18 protein-coding genes are annotated in these 16,773 nt (G+C 40.8%); 10 read left to right on the top strand and 8 right to left on the bottom strand.

The window, feature by feature from the left end; translation table 11 throughout:
- Nucleotides 1-119: 119 nt before the first annotated feature.
- Together RR876_RS07615 and RR876_RS07610 are read right to left on the bottom strand one after the other, a co-directional pair.
- Complete coding sequence (locus RR876_RS07615; protein WP_332476433.1) at nucleotides 120-1,343, bottom strand: CsgG/HfaB family protein; 1,224 nt, start codon at nucleotides 1,341-1,343, stop codon at nucleotides 120-122.
- Nucleotides 1,337-1,717 carry a hypothetical protein gene (locus RR876_RS07610; protein WP_151836644.1) on the bottom strand — a complete coding sequence of 127 codons (381 nt, stop codon included), beginning with the start codon at nucleotides 1,715-1,717 and terminating at the stop codon, nucleotides 1,337-1,339. Before RR876_RS07610 ends, RR876_RS07615 begins: the two co-directional genes overlap by 7 nt.
- 1,505 nt (nucleotides 1,718-3,222) lie before the next feature.
- On the opposite strand from RR876_RS07610, the gene RR876_RS07605 reads away from it, so the two are divergent.
- Complete coding sequence (locus tag RR876_RS07605; RefSeq protein WP_332476432.1) at nucleotides 3,223-3,984, top strand: substrate-binding domain-containing protein; 762 nt, start codon at nucleotides 3,223-3,225, stop codon at nucleotides 3,982-3,984.
- Between the two features lie 124 nt (nucleotides 3,985-4,108).
- On the opposite strand, the gene hchA is transcribed toward RR876_RS07605, so the two are convergent.
- Complete coding sequence (hchA, locus tag RR876_RS07600) at nucleotides 4,109-4,978, bottom strand: glyoxalase III HchA (RefSeq protein WP_332476431.1); 870 nt, start codon at nucleotides 4,976-4,978, stop codon at nucleotides 4,109-4,111.
- A 501-nt stretch (nucleotides 4,979-5,479) separates the two neighbouring features.
- Here hchA and RR876_RS07595 point away from each other — a divergent pair.
- Nucleotides 5,480-5,857, top strand: a complete 378-nt coding sequence (locus RR876_RS07595) for a hypothetical protein (protein WP_332476430.1) — start codon at nucleotides 5,480-5,482, stop codon at nucleotides 5,855-5,857.
- Between the two features lie 252 nt (nucleotides 5,858-6,109).
- Here the strand turns inward: RR876_RS07595 and hemW are convergent, their stop codons facing one another.
- A complete protein-coding gene (gene hemW / locus RR876_RS07590; RefSeq protein WP_332476429.1) occupies nucleotides 6,110-7,264 on the bottom strand; it encodes a radical SAM family heme chaperone HemW in 1,155 nt (384 codons plus the stop codon).
- A gap of 124 nt (nucleotides 7,265-7,388) precedes the next feature.
- Between hemW and RR876_RS07585 the strand changes: the two genes are divergently transcribed.
- Together RR876_RS07585 and RR876_RS07580 are read left to right on the top strand one after the other, a co-directional pair.
- A complete protein-coding gene (locus RR876_RS07585; protein WP_035326225.1) occupies nucleotides 7,389-7,850 on the top strand; it encodes a DMT family transporter in 462 nt (153 codons plus the stop codon).
- 41 nt (nucleotides 7,851-7,891) lie between these two features.
- Nucleotides 7,892-9,253, top strand: coding sequence for an MATE family efflux transporter (locus tag RR876_RS07580; RefSeq protein WP_332476428.1), 1,362 nt, complete (start codon nucleotides 7,892-7,894; stop codon nucleotides 9,251-9,253).
- A gap of 55 nt (nucleotides 9,254-9,308) precedes the next feature.
- On the opposite strand, the gene RR876_RS07575 is transcribed toward RR876_RS07580, so the two are convergent.
- Nucleotides 9,309-9,518 carry a DUF1737 domain-containing protein gene (locus RR876_RS07575; protein WP_004691402.1) on the bottom strand — a complete coding sequence of 70 codons (210 nt, stop codon included), beginning with the start codon at nucleotides 9,516-9,518 and terminating at the stop codon, nucleotides 9,309-9,311.
- Nucleotides 9,519-9,710: 192 nt separating this feature from the next.
- On the opposite strand from RR876_RS07575, the gene RR876_RS07570 reads away from it, so the two are divergent.
- Nucleotides 9,711-11,009 carry an AarF/ABC1/UbiB kinase family protein gene (locus RR876_RS07570; protein WP_332476427.1) on the top strand — a complete coding sequence of 433 codons (1,299 nt, stop codon included), beginning with the start codon at nucleotides 9,711-9,713 and terminating at the stop codon, nucleotides 11,007-11,009.
- Nucleotides 11,010-11,138: 129 nt separating this feature from the next.
- Nucleotides 11,139-11,393 (top strand): type B 50S ribosomal protein L31, encoded by a 255-nt coding sequence (locus tag RR876_RS07565; protein ID WP_332476426.1) that lies wholly within the window; start codon nucleotides 11,139-11,141, stop codon nucleotides 11,391-11,393.
- A 122-nt stretch (nucleotides 11,394-11,515) separates the two neighbouring features.
- Here RR876_RS07565 and crcB read toward each other — a convergent pair whose 3' ends face one another.
- A complete protein-coding gene (gene crcB / locus RR876_RS07560) occupies nucleotides 11,516-11,893 on the bottom strand; it encodes a fluoride efflux transporter CrcB (protein WP_332476425.1) in 378 nt (125 codons plus the stop codon).
- Nucleotides 11,894-12,281: 388 nt separating this feature from the next.
- On the opposite strand from crcB, the gene RR876_RS07555 reads away from it, so the two are divergent.
- Nucleotides 12,282-12,614: a HopJ type III effector protein gene (locus RR876_RS07555; protein WP_004691410.1), complete on the top strand. Its 333-nt coding sequence runs from the start codon at nucleotides 12,282-12,284 to the stop codon at nucleotides 12,612-12,614.
- Between the two features lie 218 nt (nucleotides 12,615-12,832).
- On the opposite strand, the gene RR876_RS07550 is transcribed toward RR876_RS07555, so the two are convergent.
- Complete coding sequence (locus tag RR876_RS07550; RefSeq protein ID WP_332476424.1) at nucleotides 12,833-13,393, bottom strand: hypothetical protein; 561 nt, start codon at nucleotides 13,391-13,393, stop codon at nucleotides 12,833-12,835.
- Nucleotides 13,394-13,566: 173 nt separating this feature from the next.
- On the opposite strand from RR876_RS07550, the gene RR876_RS07545 reads away from it, so the two are divergent.
- Nucleotides 13,567-14,208 carry a class I SAM-dependent methyltransferase gene (locus RR876_RS07545; RefSeq protein WP_332476423.1) on the top strand — a complete coding sequence of 214 codons (642 nt, stop codon included), beginning with the start codon at nucleotides 13,567-13,569 and terminating at the stop codon, nucleotides 14,206-14,208.
- A gap of 64 nt (nucleotides 14,209-14,272) precedes the next feature.
- Here the strand turns inward: RR876_RS07545 and RR876_RS07540 are convergent, their stop codons facing one another.
- On the bottom strand, nucleotides 14,273-14,746 hold the full coding sequence (locus RR876_RS07540; protein ID WP_004691414.1) for a Holliday junction resolvase-like protein: 474 nt from the start codon (nucleotides 14,744-14,746) through the stop codon (nucleotides 14,273-14,275).
- A 123-nt stretch (nucleotides 14,747-14,869) separates the two neighbouring features.
- Between RR876_RS07540 and RR876_RS07535 the strand changes: the two genes are divergently transcribed.
- Together RR876_RS07535 and RR876_RS07530 are read left to right on the top strand one after the other, a co-directional pair.
- Nucleotides 14,870-15,514 (top strand): ParA family protein, encoded by a 645-nt coding sequence (locus RR876_RS07535; protein WP_004977991.1) that lies wholly within the window; start codon nucleotides 14,870-14,872, stop codon nucleotides 15,512-15,514.
- Between the two features lie 137 nt (nucleotides 15,515-15,651).
- Nucleotides 15,652-16,773: an AI-2E family transporter gene (locus tag RR876_RS07530; RefSeq protein ID WP_332476485.1), complete on the top strand. Its 1,122-nt coding sequence runs from the start codon at nucleotides 15,652-15,654 to the stop codon at nucleotides 16,771-16,773.

Below are 16,773 nucleotides of genomic sequence, written 5' to 3'. Positions count from 1 at the left end.
ATACGGATAAGACGATTGTTTTAATTGGCGTATTCATAATTATTTCCTTGTTTATACTGAAATACTCCTCGCTAAGTACTTCTTTTTATTGCAATAGGAGCGAGCCCATTTAATATTTTTTAATCACGCTGGGTGGTAGACCAATAATTTTCAACAACTGCGGGGTTTGCACTCCAAAGCTGTTGGGGTTGCTCATCTTCTTTTTTATCTTCAACCTTTGTCGGCTTAACTGGGGCCGGCGGATTTTTACTGATATATTTGATTAGATCTTGTTTACTCATCTCAGGCTCAGCATCAGGGTCCTTAATCAAATCAGATTCTTTCTGCTTGGGCGGCTGCGTATCTTTATTCGGCGTATCTGTTAATTTATTTTTATCCGTTACTGTCGTACTTTTATTGCTTAGATTGGCAGGCTTATTGGGGTCAGTCACGGCTGTCGTTTGATTTGTCGAAGATACCTGTGGAGATGTATTTGAGACTTGAGGTTTGAGCTGCTGACTCGTTTGATACTTATGCAACGCTACCGCGCTTCGCGTTAAGTTTAGCTGTCCATATTCAGGTGGAATGACGGTTCGGCAACCTTCAAATGCATTCGGTGGAATCACCTGACTTAACAACTCAAAGGTCGCTAAATTCAACATTTGACGTAAGGCAAAATTGGTCGCCTCGCGCTCCCCCTTGCCTATTTGAATATTGAGTAACGTGTGTCCAGCAAAACGACCTGCATTAATCCCATAATCCTGCGCAACGATTTGCTTTTGCAGGGATACATTCGCCACAACTCGGCTGGTACGTGTATCGGTGAGAGACAAATCAAGTCCAACCATAATCCGAGTTTGACTATACGATGGCCCAACACCCGCAATTTGCATATCCAAACCGCCACCAGGAATAAAATCCAAACTATTAATACTGCCCGTGACATAATAATCTGAAGCCTGAATGTTTCTCGAATCACGAATGCCCCATTTCGCCTCACTTTCAATAATGCGGGGATCGCGACGGTTTAATAGGCTGACACCCGCTTGGAACAAGGCAGACTGCACCATGTCCCCTGCACCTTGGGTGACCATTTTGCCTGTTCCCCCATCAGTGACTAAATCTTTCCCTGTTTGGTCTAAAATCGCACCTACAGAGAAATTTACATCATGACGTAACTGCCCTTTTAAACACGACAAAGCCATATCAAAAGGGGTAAAAATATCTGTAATAGGGGGACCTTGTACCAAAGTCACAGGTTTCTTGTTGGAAGATGCGAGTCCTGTGCAGCCTGTCAAAATCTGAGTCAGTACAAGCACAGCACTCACAGATGATATGTTTTTTCTAATTTGACGATTTAGCATAGCGTGGCTCCCGTTAGGGTGCCTAAATTAGGACAGGCTTGATTGGCTTTATTGGTCGTTGAGTTCACTTCTGACGTATTCGTAGCATCGCTAGAAATACCCACACTATTGTCTGAACCCGTAAGATTAACGTTACTCGTCGATGTGTTAACGGTACCGATCGAACTCGTCGATGTTGTATTGCTATAAACTGTGGTTTTTCCTAGCCCATCATAATAATCTGAATCCATGAGCTCAATTAGATTGGCTTGAGCCAAATGCTCTGCTGTACGTGTTCTCGACGACTCCCAGCGTTGACTCCAATCATCTGACGCATAGGTATTATGTAAAAAAAACAAGCAACATAACCCTATATTGATTGCTGATATTTTCATGACCTTAATCATCCCTTTAACCCATATTATTCTCACACTATTAGCTTAATAAAATTCAACCCTAAATTAATCTCACATCATTAAAACACACAACAAATCAAAAAACCGACCAACACAAAGCAGATAAACCAGAATAAAAATTAATAAAATGCATCCTATTGTTTTTCTTTTTAATGACTGAAACTTGGTATATAAATTTAAATGTAAAAAAAAATTTCACATCCAAAAAAAATATAATTAATCTTATTTTAAAATATTAAAAAATTTCAAAAATAATTAATAAACCATAATCCAATATAGATCTTATTTCTCAATTAAATAATGTGAATTCCTATAATTAAATTAAACATTAGGTCAAATATTTTAGCTTTTCTTTGATAGTTCCCAATACCTACTTTGAATTTTTCCACGATTGTAAATGTTGGCAATAAATCTCATTTACAAAATGTCTAGGCTTTGGCCAGTTATGCTATTTGGACACCAAGCTTCTACTCACTACAGGCTTTAGCAATTAAAACAAGGCCACCAGATGGAATTGATGCAAGTTAGGAATCACTGGAAGTTATGGGCTTCGCCACTGTACATGCGTAAGTTCAGTATTCTTTGCATTTAGGTATGAAAAGTGGCTTGTACTTTAAGCCTATCCTTTTTTCTTAGTGCTATAACTTTCCTTCAACTTTTTAGCTTTATTAAGTAGAAATGTCGACAGCACCAAATCTCCCTTATCAATTTCGTAATTCTTAATCATGTGAAAATTTAACAAGATTTTGAAAAATAAGCGTAACATTATTATTTTAAAACAATAAAAAAACATATATATCTTAAATAAAATATTTTAAAAAAACTATAAATAAATTATTATAAAAATAAAAAACAAATTCAATTTAATTAACAAAATTCCATATAACCAATTTTTTGCATTACTCATGATATCAAAACACTACTCCAACCAAATTAAAAAATACACAAAAATATAAATAGAAAAAATAAATTTTATTTCAAAAAACCAATTAATAAATAATATCTATTTTATATTTAACAACACGCATATATATAAATCTCAAAATTTTATTTAATCGTCGAAATACACGTAGCAAATACATTCGTTATTTTTTGGCCTTAACTAAACCTTGTACGTAATGGTATTTGCTGGATAAGTTCTACTTTGAACGCATGTTACCGCGTACCCAAGGTCACGCTGAAGCAATGGTCAATCCATCAAAAACAATGAGAACACTTTAGATTTGACTACTAAGTAAAAGTGTCAGACCAATAAAAAGAGTGCCCCCTAGAGTTAGAAGCAGTTCTCTACACTCCCTGATAGTTTTTTTAGAGTTAGTGCGTTAAAAATTTTGTCATGGCTCTGTCTTTCTACACCTTAAATTTAAGTAAGAAAATGGCGTTCATATTTAAAAAATTATTTAATAGAAAAAATCATATAAATATTTAAATACATCAGAAAAACAAATATTATCAGCATTCAAATATCAATAAAGTAAATAAAAATGTCAAATAAGTATAAGCTCAGCCACTATATCTTTCCGCTCATGCTGGGCTTTTTATCAATGGATGCTATGGCGGCAATCAATGTTTATGGTCCAGGTGGGCCAGCGCCAGCGATGCATGAAGCATCGAAACAATTTAAAAATAAGACAGGAATTGATGTCCATGTAACCGCTGGCCCTACGTCACAATGGGCAGACAAAGCCAAACTCGATGCCGACGTCATCTATAGCGGTTCGGAAGCGATGATGTCTGATTTCGAAAGCGTATTCGCCGACAAAATCCTAAAGGATTCAATTGAGCCACTCTACTTACGCCCTGCTGCCATTTTAGTCAGAAAAGGTAACCCCAAACATATTCAAGGATTTAAAGACCTAAGCAAACCAAACACTAAAGTTTTAGTCACCCATGGCGCAGGCCAAGTCGGCATGTGGGAAGATATTGCCGGTAGAACGGGCAACATTCAGCTCACAAAATCCTTCCGTAAAAATATCGGCATGTATGCACCCAATACTGGCGCAGCAAAAAAGGCATGGGAAGCGGACAGCAGCTATGATGCATGGTTGGTGTTCAATATTTGGGGAGTCAGCAATCCAGACATTGGGCAAATTATCCCGATTGAACCTGAACTGGTGATTTACCGTGATGCAGGTGTTGCACTGACTCAACACAGTCTAAAAAATCCTGAAGCAAAAAGTTTTATTACGTTTTTAAGTTCTCCACAAGGCCATGCGATTTTTAAACAGTTTGGTTGGAGCAAATGAGTGCTTAAATTTAATCTTTTATCCACATTAAAGATAAGCTTCCAAGCTTAAAAAATCGAACTTTTAACAAGCAAATTGGACATAAAAAAGAGCGCCACGGCGCTCTTGATTGAAGAAAATATAACTACTGGACCTCAGCCAAAAGTGCCTGTGCTGCCATTTTACCCAAACTATTTGAGGCCAAAGGACTATCTCCCGTAATTAACTTACGGTCTTGAATACACTGTCCCGACATCTCTTTATTGACCACTTCAACACCCAACTTTTCTAAGCGATCTGCCAGCAACCATGGTAATTCCCCCGGCATATAACCAATCTCTAGGTTTGCCCCCTGATCAAGTGCATCGGGGAAAACACACATTTTATAGCCTTTAAAAATATAGTTTTCAGGCGCTTCATTAACCGCGGCTGCCAATAAACCTGCTGGCCCATGACATAACGAAATGACAAATTTATCTTTTGCCACCGCCCACTTCAATAAGGTTTTTAAGTCTTCACTGTCAGGTAGACCAATTAAAGCACCATGCCCACCAGGAATAAGAACAGCCAAATAGGGAGAGTCATCACCCAAACTGTTTTTCAATACATCTGCCAGTTTTAAGGGTTTCTTAAATTGGGCTAAGTATTTTTGAAATGTTGCAGGCACGACAGCATCTTCATGGGGCATCGCCCACATTTCCAGTTTAACGGGATTGCCCGATAACGTAGCAATATCAATGTCAAAGCCTGCGCGATCTAAATGATACATAGGCAGTAAAGTTTCTACTGGGTGGTTGCCTGTGGAGAAGAACTTGCCATTTTTCATCAGTAAATAACGCTCATCGCTTGCGACCATCAAAACTTTTTTATGCCCAATATAGGGTGTTGGATAGTCGGTTCCATCGAAGTCAGTTTTACTGGCGGTGTATTGGGAAAGTGAATAAGGTGATGGAAAAAAGGCATTATCTTCAGCTAAATCAGGGGTGGGATTACGGTCTTGGCTAGTCTGTGCCATGCTGATTCTCCTTTATTATTACTTGGTTATTTTCAGTTTTACGAAACCTAGAGTTCTGTACCACAGCTCATTTATTCAGCATAACAAAGTTTCAAAGTGGCTCTGTTTTAAGATGTAAATATAAGCTTGCCTGTATAACAAGATAAAAATTTGGACAATAAAAAACCCCGACATCCTGTCGGGGTTTTTCGTATTAAGTGCTGAGGTATGACTCCTGTCGTACCTTCGTCCTTGAGCTGATCTTTATTGTTATTCTATTGGAGCATCCTGCTCTCTATGGTTCTATATTAGAAAACTTACAGGCAGGCGTATATGCGCAAAAAGCGGGAATTGATGTAAGCTAATTCGTACAAATGAATCAACGCTATTCATTATCGGCTGGATCAAAAATGACTGGCTATTTAATGTCTGACGATTATTAACTCGCTTAATTTCACACACAAATATTCTTTTAGACTTTATGTTTTAATTCTTTTGTATTTTTAGCTGGGTTTAATCCTGATGAGAAAGCAATATCATTTTAGAAAGGTTGAAAACGATACCTATATTTGGGATGTCGATCACTTGGTCGAACTCACTCAATCTTTTCAAGTCAGGCAAGTTCCGCTATCAGACATCAAGGAATTAGACGAAGCTTATTGGTATCCAGATACTCACCCAACCACTCAAGACATTATTGCGCATATGCAACTCACTCTCGAGGCAGATTTATCTTATCCCATCATTTTATGTGCTCAAGGTCGCTTAATGGATGGTATGCACAGAGTGGGAAAAGCAAAGATTTTAGGCAAAGAGTCCATTGCTGCGGTTCAATTTGATACAAATCCGCAACCTGACTTTATCAATGTGCATGAAGATGATCTGATCTATGATGATTAAATCATTCAGTCATTTTTTAAATCAAAACGATATAGATACATGAAACACTAATCACAGATTGGGCTTTGAATGAGTCTTTATGTAAAAAGGCCGATTGAATCATAATTTTTTATTGTTCAACGTTTGAACTAGAACTTAAGTGAACTTAAAAGAAAATATCTATTCAAATTGTGGATATACAAAATCGTATATCGCTTTCAAGCTCAATTCAAAGCCATGATTGCAAATCACACAAGCATGGCTTTATAAAACTTAGATAAATTCTTCTAACACTGAGTTTAAAAACACATGCCCTTGCTCGGTACATGCTAAGCGCGTGGCATCATCTACCATTAATTTTCGACTGCGTAGTGAGTCCAACGTTTCAGCCAAACTATCCAGATTCAAACCTGTCCGCTGCGCATAATTTTCAACTGCAACCCCATCATTTAAACGCAAAGCATTCATCATAAACTCAAATGGAAGTTCGTCGGCTTCAATGCGTTTCCACTGCACATGCTCCGCAGGGACTTTAGCCAAATAATCTTTGGGTAAACGAGTTTTCTGGAAACGATAGACCCCATCTGGCTGAGTAACTTTGGCATGTGCACCTGCCCCAATTGCTAAGTAATCACCAAATTGCCAATAATTCAAATTATGTGCCGAGGGTAGCTCTTTACGCCATGCTGAAACTTCATAATTAATAAAACCCTGCGCTTTTAAATAAGCTTCGCCTTGGGCTTGAATCTCTTCAAGCACATCGTCCACAGGTAAGACAGGCTTGGTTCTAAAGAACACGGTATTCGGTTCAATCGTGAGTTGATACCATGAAATATGGGTTGCACCATTGTCCACGGCAAGCTTCAAATCAAGTAAAGCTTGCTCTAAAGTTTGCTCAGGCAGACCATGCATCAGGTCGACATTAATGCGTTTAAAGCCTGCATCACGCGCAAGACCAATCGCTGAAATTGCATCGGCGTTACTGTGAATTCGTCCCAACTTGGTTAAATGTTCAGTGTTATAACTTTGAACCCCGATCGATAACCGATTGATACCAGCCGCCAAATAATCGGCAAAAGGATCATGTTCGACTGTACCAGGATTGGCTTCTAAGGTAATTTCACAATCCACCTCAAAAGGTAGTAGTCCTTTTAACTGGGCAAATAACCATTGATACCCTTGCGCTGAAATCAAAGACGGTGTTCCGCCGCCAATGAACACACTATGAATGTGACGCCCTTGAGCAAACTCAAGTTGAGTTTTAAAGTCTTCCACCAAAGCATGTAAATATTCTTGCTCTAAATCTAAAGACAGTTTGCCATCTGGCACCGCATGCGAGTTAAAGTCGCAATAAGGACACTTACGCACACACCACGGCATGTGAATATATAAAGACAACGGAATATTTGCAGGATGTAAATCAGTCAAGGAAGAGACTCTAAAGCACAGCGATAATCTTGCATATTTTAACATGACTGCATCAAGACACTTATGAAATCTGTGTTTATTTGGATTAGACTGATAAAAAGACAAGAAGAATGAATGGTTTAAAATGATGAAAATATCGAGCCACTTGCTGTTTATGCTACCACTGGCCTTTGGTATTGGCATTGCTATGACTTTTCAAACGGCACTAAATACACAACTCAGAGAATATTTTTACTCTCCACTACAAGCCGCATTGTTATCCTTCTTCATTGGAACCTGCGTTTTAGCACTTTTGGTTGTCCTCCAGCCCGTCGACAAACCACAGTTACATGATTTTTCCAATATTCCATGGTACTTATGGCTCGGTGGTTGCTTAGGGGTTTATGCCATCAGTATAAGCATCTATACTGCGCCTAAATTAGGCTTTCTCACGTTTTCAGGTTTGGTTATTTTTGGACAAATCCTGACCTCCGTGATTTTTGACCACTATGGTCTACTTGGTACCGAAAAAACGCCTGTAAATTGGCAGCGTTTACTTGGTGGCGTCGTAATTTTTATTGGTGTGCTTCTCACTTTACAACGCTGAATTTATTTAGACCAAGCACATGATGAATATGAGTAATTTTTGTGTCGACTACAAGTAAAATCACGTCCCATCGTTTCGAATTAAAAAAGTTATTGGTGTTAATGTTGCCCATCCTGATCACGCAGTTTTCTCAAGCGGGTCTCGGGTTAATTGATACCATCATGGCGGGACATTTATCTCCTACCGATTTAGCCTCGATTGCCGTCGGTGTCGGTTTATGGATACCGATCATGTTGCTGTTCAGCGGCATCATGATTGCGACAACGCCATTGGTGGCAGAAGCCAATGGCGCACGCACCCCTGAAAAAATCGCCACTATTGCTCGTCAGTCCCTTTGGGTGGCCTTTATTTTGGGGAGCATTGCGGGTTTAATTTTACAAAGCATGCCGCTATTACTGCCACTCATGGGTGTACCTGCAAACTTACTGCCGAAAGCCAGCCTATTTTTACATGCCATTGGCTTTGGCATGCCTGCGGTAACGATGTATGCAGCACTGCGTGGATATTCTGAGGCACTCGGCCATCCACGTCCTGTGACCGTCATTAGCTTAGCCGCCTTGGTCCTTTTGGTTCCACTGAACTTTGTCTTTATGTATGGTTTCGGCCCAATTCCAGCGCTCGGTTCGGCAGGCTGCGGATTTGCCACTGCAATTTTACAGTGGATCATGTTTTTCACCTTAGCCACTTACATTTTTAAAGCCTCGGCATATCAAAAAACTCAAGTATTTAGCACTTGGGAGAAGATGGATCGCTACTGGATCGAACGTATTTTAAAACTTGGTTTACCCATTGGCTTAGCGATTTTCTTCGAAGTCAGTATTTTTAGTACCGCTGCGATTATTCTGAGTCCATTGGGTGAAACCATTGTGGCGGCGCATCAAATTGCAATGTCGGTCACCTCTCAGCTGTTTATGATTCCGATGTCTCTTGCCATCGCCCTGACTATTCGTGTTGGGACTTACTATGGCGAAAAAAACTGGATCGCGATGAGAAAGGTACAAAAGCTCGGACTGGCTACAGGTACGGTTTTGGCGCTGATGACCATGCTACTGATTGCACTGTTTCGTCCTGAAATTGTGGCGATTTATACCTCGGATCATGAAGTATCGGAAGTTGCGATGTATTTACTGCTGTTCGCACTCGCCTACCAACTGATGGACGCTTGGCAAATTAGTGCCGCAGGCTGTTTACGCGGCATGCAAGATACCAAAGGCCCAATGTGGATCACAATGGTTGCCTATTGGATCGTGGCTTTCCCAGTCAGTATCTATTTGGCGCGCTACACCAACATAGGTGCAGCAGGTGTTTGGATTGGACTGATTGTCGGTTTAAGCGTGGCATGTGCCCTGCTCTTGCTCAGACTTTATAACAACAATAAACGCCTCAGCCAAGACTATCCATAAGTGATGCATGGCAATGAATAGGAAGAAGTCAGTTTCTTCTCCTATTCCAGCTATTTTACTGCTGTGCCAAAGCGTCTTTCAGACCTTGTGGCACTTCACTTTCATCCTCAACATCTTTAACCACCACCTGCCCCACGATCACCTCACTGCCATTAAAGGTCATGGTGGGTGAACCATACAAACTATAGCCTTCATTGAGTGCTTTGGTGACGCGCGCACAAAAATGCACATCGTCCTTGCCTGTAAAATAACGATAAACTTTCATTTATTTCATACTCAAAATTCTTCGCACAGTGTAACGTGATTTTTCAATACAAAAGCATCCTGTGTGCAATTCACTCAATTGACCACTATTATTTAAATAGAAACATCAGCTTAACAATTTAAAGTAGGCAGTTTTGCATTTGTCGCCTATGATCAAATCTGAGATGTAATAAGATGCCCCGAGGAATATCGCATGGCAAATACGACTCGTACGCCCAGTCGTCGCTTTATGAAACTTGCCAGCATGACGGCAAGTATCGCAACCAAGACTGTGACCAATTCAATTAAAAACTTCAATGCCGATGAAGATAAAAAAAATGCGGCGCGCAGTCAGCTTTTTCAGGACATTGGACTTCAAATTGCAGACACCTTAGGTGAAATGAAAGGCGCGGTGATGAAAGTCGGGCAAATTGCATCTCAATACAAAGACATTTTCCCGCCTGAAGTGGCACGTGCAATTAGTAAATTACAACGCCAAGCGCCAGCGATGCCTTTTCAAGAGATCAAAGCTCAAGTTGAAAAAGAACTCGGCAAACCGCTCAATCAAATTTTTACCTCTTTTGATGAACAACCCTTTGCCGCAGCCTCCATTGGCCAAGTACATAAAGCCACGTTACCTAGTGGTGAGCAAGTTGTGGTTAAAGTTCAATATCCGGGTGTAGAAGAAGCCTGTGAAAGCGACTTAAAACAAGTCCGTTTAGCGCTACGCCTAATGGGTGTACTTAAAATTGACCGTAAGCTGCAAGATCAACTCTTTAAAGAAATTCAGGACAGTTTGGACAATGAGCTAAACTATCAAATAGAGGCCCAAAACTTAGAGGTCGCACGCACCTTTCATCAAGCTTTAGACCCTAAAATTATTATTCCTCAAGTCTACAAAGACTATTCAAGCCGCCATATTTTGACCTTAAGCTTAGAGCACGGCGAAAGTATTGAAACTGCCAGTACATGGTCACAAGAAACGCGCAATGAACTGGGCCGTCGTTTATTCCGTGCCATTGGTCGTGAGATTTTCTTTCTAAAACGCTTTCACTGCGACCCTCACCCGGGCAACTTTGCCTTTCGTGAAGATGGCAGCGTGATCGTGTATGACTACGGCGGTGTCAAAACCCTATCGACTGAAATCGTGATGCATTTTAAGCAGCTGATTCAAGCGGCGCGCGACAGTGATATCTTGGCCATGGAGCAGCAACTGACCGCTTTGCACTCCATGTCCGAACAAGGCAAATTTCCTGCCGAACTGTATAAAGCATGGTTAGAAGTGCTCATGCGTCCACTGACCACTTTGTATGACTTTGCCGAAAACTCAGCGCATCATGATGGCATTGAACTGGTCAAGCCATCGCTAAAATACTGGGATGTATTTAAACCATCACCCGATACACTAATGGTCAATCGAACAGTCTCAGGACATTATTGGAACCTGATTCATCTCAAAGTACACGACAACCTCAATGATCTATTTGAAGAGTTGGTGCCACCGCCTGCCTAAATAAGAACTGCGAGCACGATAAAATCGCTACAACTCAATAAACCCAGTTACATAAAGTCACTGGGTTTATTTTGACCTCTCTATTGTTATATTATAACATTTCAAAATAATACATTTAAGGAGAAGTCTATGCGTGCCAATATTCATCCAGAGTATCGTGAAGTTCTGTTCCACGACACAAATGCCGACGCGTTTTTCGTTATCGGCAGTACCTTACAAAGTCATCAAACTCGTGAGCATGACGGCAAGACATATCCTTACGTCAGTTTAGATATCTCAAGTGCTTCACATCCGTTTTATACAGGTGAACAACGCCAAACCAGTAATGAAGGTCGTGTTGCAAGCTTCAATAAACGTTTCGCGCGTTTCAAACGCTCACAATAATTTCATTTTTCTTTAAGCTATACGCGTTATAGTAAAGATATCAAGAAGCCTAAGACCTCCTCCAGCTTAGGCTTCTTTTTTATACGTTCTTTTCTGGTTCCTATTTTGACCATCTTTTTTTCTTAATGTTTAAGCACACTATCCAACAGATAAAATCCGATCCCAAGCACGATGACGCCCACCACTAAACTCGACAGTGCATAACTCAAAGCTAGCACTGTTTGTCCCTGTCTAAATAACTGAAAAGTTTCGAGGCCAAAACTCGAAAATGTCGTAAAACCGCCCAATATGCCCACCATCAAAAATAAACGCGCTTCTTGTTGCAGTACTGGAAACTTCTGGCTAAATGCAAAGAAAACACCCGCAGCAAAACAACCCATGATGTTGATCCACCATGTCGGCCATGGAAAACTCATACTCGGTTTAAACAACCATAATCCTGCACCGTAGCGTAAACAGGCACCTATTCCGCCCCCCATTGCCACCAAGATCCAATTCATTGACCTATCCTATTCTTTACAAAATGCGGTATGGATAAATCCAAAGTTATCCACAGTTCATCAACTATAACGCTATTAAACCTGAATCAATCCTCGCACTTCAAGGTTTTTCAACATCGGTTGTTGATCCTTATATATCTTCTTGTCTCACTCTCAAAAGTGAACATTAGCATTCAAACTCACACATGCTTTACATTGGATATTGAACCCAACATCGCCGAATATCTTTACTTCACCCTAGTGTGCTCTATGGCCAATACAACATAGATTCCCAAAATCACTAGCACTCGTTCTTCATGTAAAACAGAAGGTTTTCTCACAGGCAAAAACTCACAAGAGCACACTTTTTGGGTATGATATGGAAATAAATTTAGTCGGAAATAGACGCATGGCACAGGTACTATTGGCTCAGCTTGCAGCGGGCGAAGCAAAATTTTCAGACGTATTGGCTTTTATTGAAGCAGCCTATACACATACACCAACTGCATTTAAAAATGGTTTACAGCACAATGCAGCAACTGAAAACCAAGGCAGTGCAAAAGTGTTTTCGTTTGCACAGCTTCAAGGCCTCGATCAAACGCAAACTTTAAGCCTATTTGCAGAACACTATGCTTCTGTTTTAGCCACACCTGATGCAACAGATCATCAAAATATTCGTCAATTTATGTTGAATGGATGGGATGGTATTGAATTTGATGGTACGGCATTAACTGCAAAATAAAGATAAAAAACCACGTTCAAGTTACTTGAACGTGGTTTTAAACAAATACAATATTAATTTTATTATCAGATATTTATAAACACTATTAACATTGATACACCTATAAGCATCCACAGATTTGATAAATAGGTTTCACGTGGAGCAAGACGTCATATGGGTGTTAATCGCCTAGAAAACATTAAAATAGCACGATGAAGTAACTACGCGCTACTTCCACATTACCCCTTTACCCGTTCGATCCATTGAATTGAGCTGACACGAAATACTTCACACGCACCATCCCCAGTATCGGTTGGGGTTAAGGATGAGGTCCAGACCATATCTTTGTCTTTAACTTCAACCAACTCACCTTTTAAACGAACCAAATCACCACGTTTCACGTGTTTAATTTGTTTAGCAATTTCTGGGTTGGCTGGAATAATATGCATATTCGACACCATTTGCATGGCTTGCTCGGCAGGCACAGGCAAACGATCGATTTTCCAGTTGAGATAACGGTCGTATTGATTCACCGTAATATGGCGTGCAATTTCAGGTTCAGCAAACAAGCCCCAACTCACGGCATAGTCAATCGGGGAGAATTTCGCTTGTAGATCATCCGAATACATTTTAGAACCTAAAATTCGAAAATCACCTTTAAACGGTTTCAATACCGAAATCGATTGATCTTTAGAGGTCGGCGCTAAACCTTTGGCAATGTTGTAATCCACAGTGGCACTTGCACTGATGGGCAACAGCAAACTGCTGAGTAAACTGAGCAGGATAAATTTAGACTTCATTGCAAACCTCATTCCCATCGACCTAGGAAAATACGAACCAATTTCATCTTAGTCCAGTTTCCTGAAAAGAAGCTTATGAACTTAGTAACATTGTGAACGAATTATGCAGTCTACTTTTAGCCACAGCACTTTTCAGTTAGGCTAGAGCTGAAGAACAGAGCCCAAAAACAAACATGCTTTATAAATACTATCAACAACACATCTTTCCCCATGTCCTGAATCAGGTCATGCAAGTACCAAGCTTAATGGACAAGCGCCGCGAACTGCTTTTGCCAATTCAGGGAGAAGTATTGGAAATTGGTTTTGGTACAGGGCTGAATCTTCCCTTTTATCAAAATGTCGATACTGTCTTTGCCCTTGAACCCAGTCCTGAAATTTATCATTTGGCTTTAGATCGGGTACAAGCAGCAGCATTTGAAGTGCATCATGTACAAGCCCGTGCGGAAAAACTGCCTTTTGCTGACCAGAGCCTTGAGCATGTAGTCAGTACATGGACACTGTGTAGTATTACTGAGCTAGAACAAGCTTTGGCGGAAATATTACGGGTGCTCAAACCCGGCGGCACCTTACATGTGGTGGAGCATGTATTAAATACAAATAACCTTTATATTCAGCGCCTACAACACTTACTCACGCCTGTGCAAAAGCGTTTAGCCGATGGCTGCCATCTCAATCGAAACATTGAACAGGCCTTAAAAGCAGCAGGTTTTAATGTGATAGAACAACACTACTTTTATGCCGAAGGTATTCCGAAACTCGGACAACTGATGTTTTTTGCACGTGCTCAAAAGCCACACTCAAGCGATGGGTCATGATAGTCATGTAGAAGGTATCTATTCTATATAAAGTAGATGCTTTCATGGGTGCACATCGCCAAGCTTATTCAATCGTATCAAAGTCAATGCGGACCGTTTCAAAACGAACCCGCCCAGCTTGAATCGCTTGCGCAATGGCAACTTGTCCTTTGGTTAACCTCGCCCCACCGCTTTTAATATCAATGAGAACAATTTCAATATCTTCCGCTCTCCCCTCACCATCACGCAGGTCGGTATAGCCATCAAACACAACATAGTCGACAGGATCACCCAAAAACTTAGCATCACTAGGTAAGTATTCAAACTGCGGCATAATCGGTGCCAGTTGCTCCGCCATTTTTCCTTTGAGCACCGCACGACTGGTATTGACACTACGCTTTTGTGCCTGAGCCAAAGCCTGCTGATGCTCTAATTCTAATTCGGCAATGTAGCGCTCATATTCTGCTTTGATGCGTCCATTTCGGCTGTGACTTAAAATAAGGGTGGTCAAGACCACACCAATTGCTGCACCGATCAACATTGCCATCCATATGGACATGGTTCTTTCCTAATTTTGTGCTACAGGTAGCAAGATTTAAACTTACAACTTTGGTTTGGTGTCATATGCGACACACAAAAGAATGATATGCTAGGGGTGAGCAGAATAAAATCATTTAAGGTCATGAAAACGATATTAATCGCCAACCAAAAAGGTGGCTGTGGCAAAACGATAACCGCAATCAATTTAGCTTCGGCACTTGCACAAAAAGGTTATAAAGTGGCTTTGGCCGATGCCGATAATCAAAAATCTGCTCGTCAGTGGTTAAAACAGCGTCCAGAGCAAGTGGCGCATATTCAAAGTCTAGATTGGCGCCATGAGAAATCGATTGGTGAAGTGCCTAAAAACATTGAATATTTAATTATCGATGCGCCGGGTGCGCTGTCTGGTGAGCATGCCGAACAGCTGGTCAGTGAAGCGCATGCGATTGTGACGCCACTGCAACCCTCGTTTTTTGATATTGACAGTACCCGTCGTTTTTTAAAACATTTACAAGACATTAAACGCATTCGTAAAGGCAAAGTACAAATTTTGCTTTTGGCCAATCGGGTCAAAGCCAACAGCGCCAGTGCCAAAGACATCCAAGATTTTTTTGCGAAAATTGAACAACAACCTGTAGCATGGATTTCAGAACGTACCGCGTATGGCCAATTGGCAATGCAGGGTTTAAGCGTATTTGATAAAACACAAAAGAATTACCTCTCCATTCAAAGCCAATGGCAACCGCTGCTCAACGCCATTGTCGATGACCCAAGTGCTTGGTTCTAAAATATTTTGCTATAGATAAAATGGGACTATTCCCTATTTATAGTCGGTTATTCACGAGAACTTACCAAGGGTACGTTCTCGTGCGCATTTTTTTCAGTTAATATGACTTTGACCTTAGAGATATAGCAGTGAATACCGTGCAACGATACGCACCAGCCTTACAAAAAGTATTGTTATTTGGACTGATTTTTATTCTGTTCTATTTGAGCTTTCAAGTCCTGAAATACTTTATTGTACCTGTGCTTTGGGCTGCGATTATTGCCTACATCACATGGCCTTTATATCACTCAGTGCAGAAGCTCTGTGGACCACGTCCAACCTTAAGCGCCACCATCATGATCAGTATGGTGGTTTTAGTTGTCGGTATCCCGCTGACCTTTGCCATCTTTATGCTGCAGCATGAAGGCCGTAATCTATTTTATGAACTACAAAGACAAGTGTTCTCAGGTCATTTAGATGTCCCTCAATTTATTCGGGACTTGCCCATTATTGGCAAAGAAGTCACCCGCACTTTAAAAGAAATCAATACCGATCCAAACAGTATTGTGCAAAATGTCTCGGGCTGGTTCCAAAGCCACTTAAACTATGGTCGTTTGGTGCTGAGTGAAATCAGTAAGAATATTTTTAAACTCTGTTTTGCGGTGATGTCGTTATTCTTCTTCTATCGTGATGGCCAGACCATTTTAAATCAGGTCAGTAAAGCTTTGGAGATGGTGATTGGCCCACGGATCCACCATTATTTAGACACCATTTCTGAAACAACACGTGCTGTAGTCTATGGGGTTGGCCTGACTGCAATTGCGCAAGCACTCTTGGCAGGCCTGAGCTATTTTGTTGCTGGTGTCCCAAACCCAATGGTACTGACCATTGTGACCTTTATCTTTGCACTCATTCCTTTTGGTCCACCTGTGGCATATAGCGCCGTGTCTTTATGGTTATTCTCTCAAGGGCAAACCATTGAAGCGATTGGAGTGATGGCGTGGGGGGTTTGTGTGGTCAGTACAGCAGACAATGTGATTCGCCCATTAGTGATCTCAGGTGCAACGCAAATTCCATTCTTACTCATCATGTTTGGTGTATTGGGTGGTTTAGCCAGCTTTGGTATGGTCGGCTTATTTGTCGGGCCTGTGATTCTAGCGGTACTGTTAGCCATTTGGCGTGAATGGTTACATGAACAAGTGAATGAACCCCTAATGATGCCGAAAGCGACATTGGCTTATGATCCACCTGAAGAGCCTTTAGATACACTCAAAAAATAA

The sequence above is a fragment of the Acinetobacter sp. genome (assembly GCF_036666595.1).
Taxonomy (GTDB): Bacteria; Pseudomonadota; Gammaproteobacteria; order Pseudomonadales; family Moraxellaceae; genus Acinetobacter.
Note: the sequence above shows the minus strand (reverse complement) of the source record. Positions and strands in the feature narration are given on the sequence as shown.

Coding starts and splice junctions, on each gene's coding strand:
- RR876_RS07550 (WP_332476424.1), bottom strand. CDS start 13,393: ATGAAGTCTAAATTTATCCTGCTCAGTTTACTCAGCAGTTTGCTGTTG.
- RR876_RS07595 (WP_332476430.1), top strand. CDS start 5,480: ATGAGAAAGCAATATCATTTTAGAAAGGTTGAAAACGATACCTATATT.
- RR876_RS07585 (WP_035326225.1), top strand. CDS start 7,389: ATGATGAAAATATCGAGCCACTTGCTGTTTATGCTACCACTGGCCTTT.
- crcB (WP_332476425.1), bottom strand. CDS start 11,893: ATGAATTGGATCTTGGTGGCAATGGGGGGCGGAATAGGTGCCTGTTTA.
- RR876_RS07565 (WP_332476426.1), top strand. CDS start 11,139: ATGCGTGCCAATATTCATCCAGAGTATCGTGAAGTTCTGTTCCACGAC.
- RR876_RS07605 (WP_332476432.1), top strand. CDS start 3,223: ATGTCAAATAAGTATAAGCTCAGCCACTATATCTTTCCGCTCATGCTG.
- RR876_RS07570 (WP_332476427.1), top strand. CDS start 9,711: ATGGCAAATACGACTCGTACGCCCAGTCGTCGCTTTATGAAACTTGCC.
- RR876_RS07575 (WP_004691402.1), bottom strand. CDS start 9,518: ATGAAAGTTTATCGTTATTTTACAGGCAAGGACGATGTGCATTTTTGT.
- hchA (WP_332476431.1), bottom strand. CDS start 4,978: ATGGCACAGACTAGCCAAGACCGTAATCCCACCCCTGATTTAGCTGAA.
- RR876_RS07615 (WP_332476433.1), bottom strand. CDS start 1,343: ATGCTAAATCGTCAAATTAGAAAAAACATATCATCTGTGAGTGCTGTG.
- RR876_RS07545 (WP_332476423.1), top strand. CDS start 13,567: ATGCTTTATAAATACTATCAACAACACATCTTTCCCCATGTCCTGAAT.
- RR876_RS07535 (WP_004977991.1), top strand. CDS start 14,870: ATGAAAACGATATTAATCGCCAACCAAAAAGGTGGCTGTGGCAAAACG.
- RR876_RS07555 (WP_004691410.1), top strand. CDS start 12,282: ATGGCACAGGTACTATTGGCTCAGCTTGCAGCGGGCGAAGCAAAATTT.
- RR876_RS07610 (WP_151836644.1), bottom strand. CDS start 1,717: ATGAAAATATCAGCAATCAATATAGGGTTATGTTGCTTGTTTTTTTTA.
- RR876_RS07540 (WP_004691414.1), bottom strand. CDS start 14,746: ATGTCCATATGGATGGCAATGTTGATCGGTGCAGCAATTGGTGTGGTC.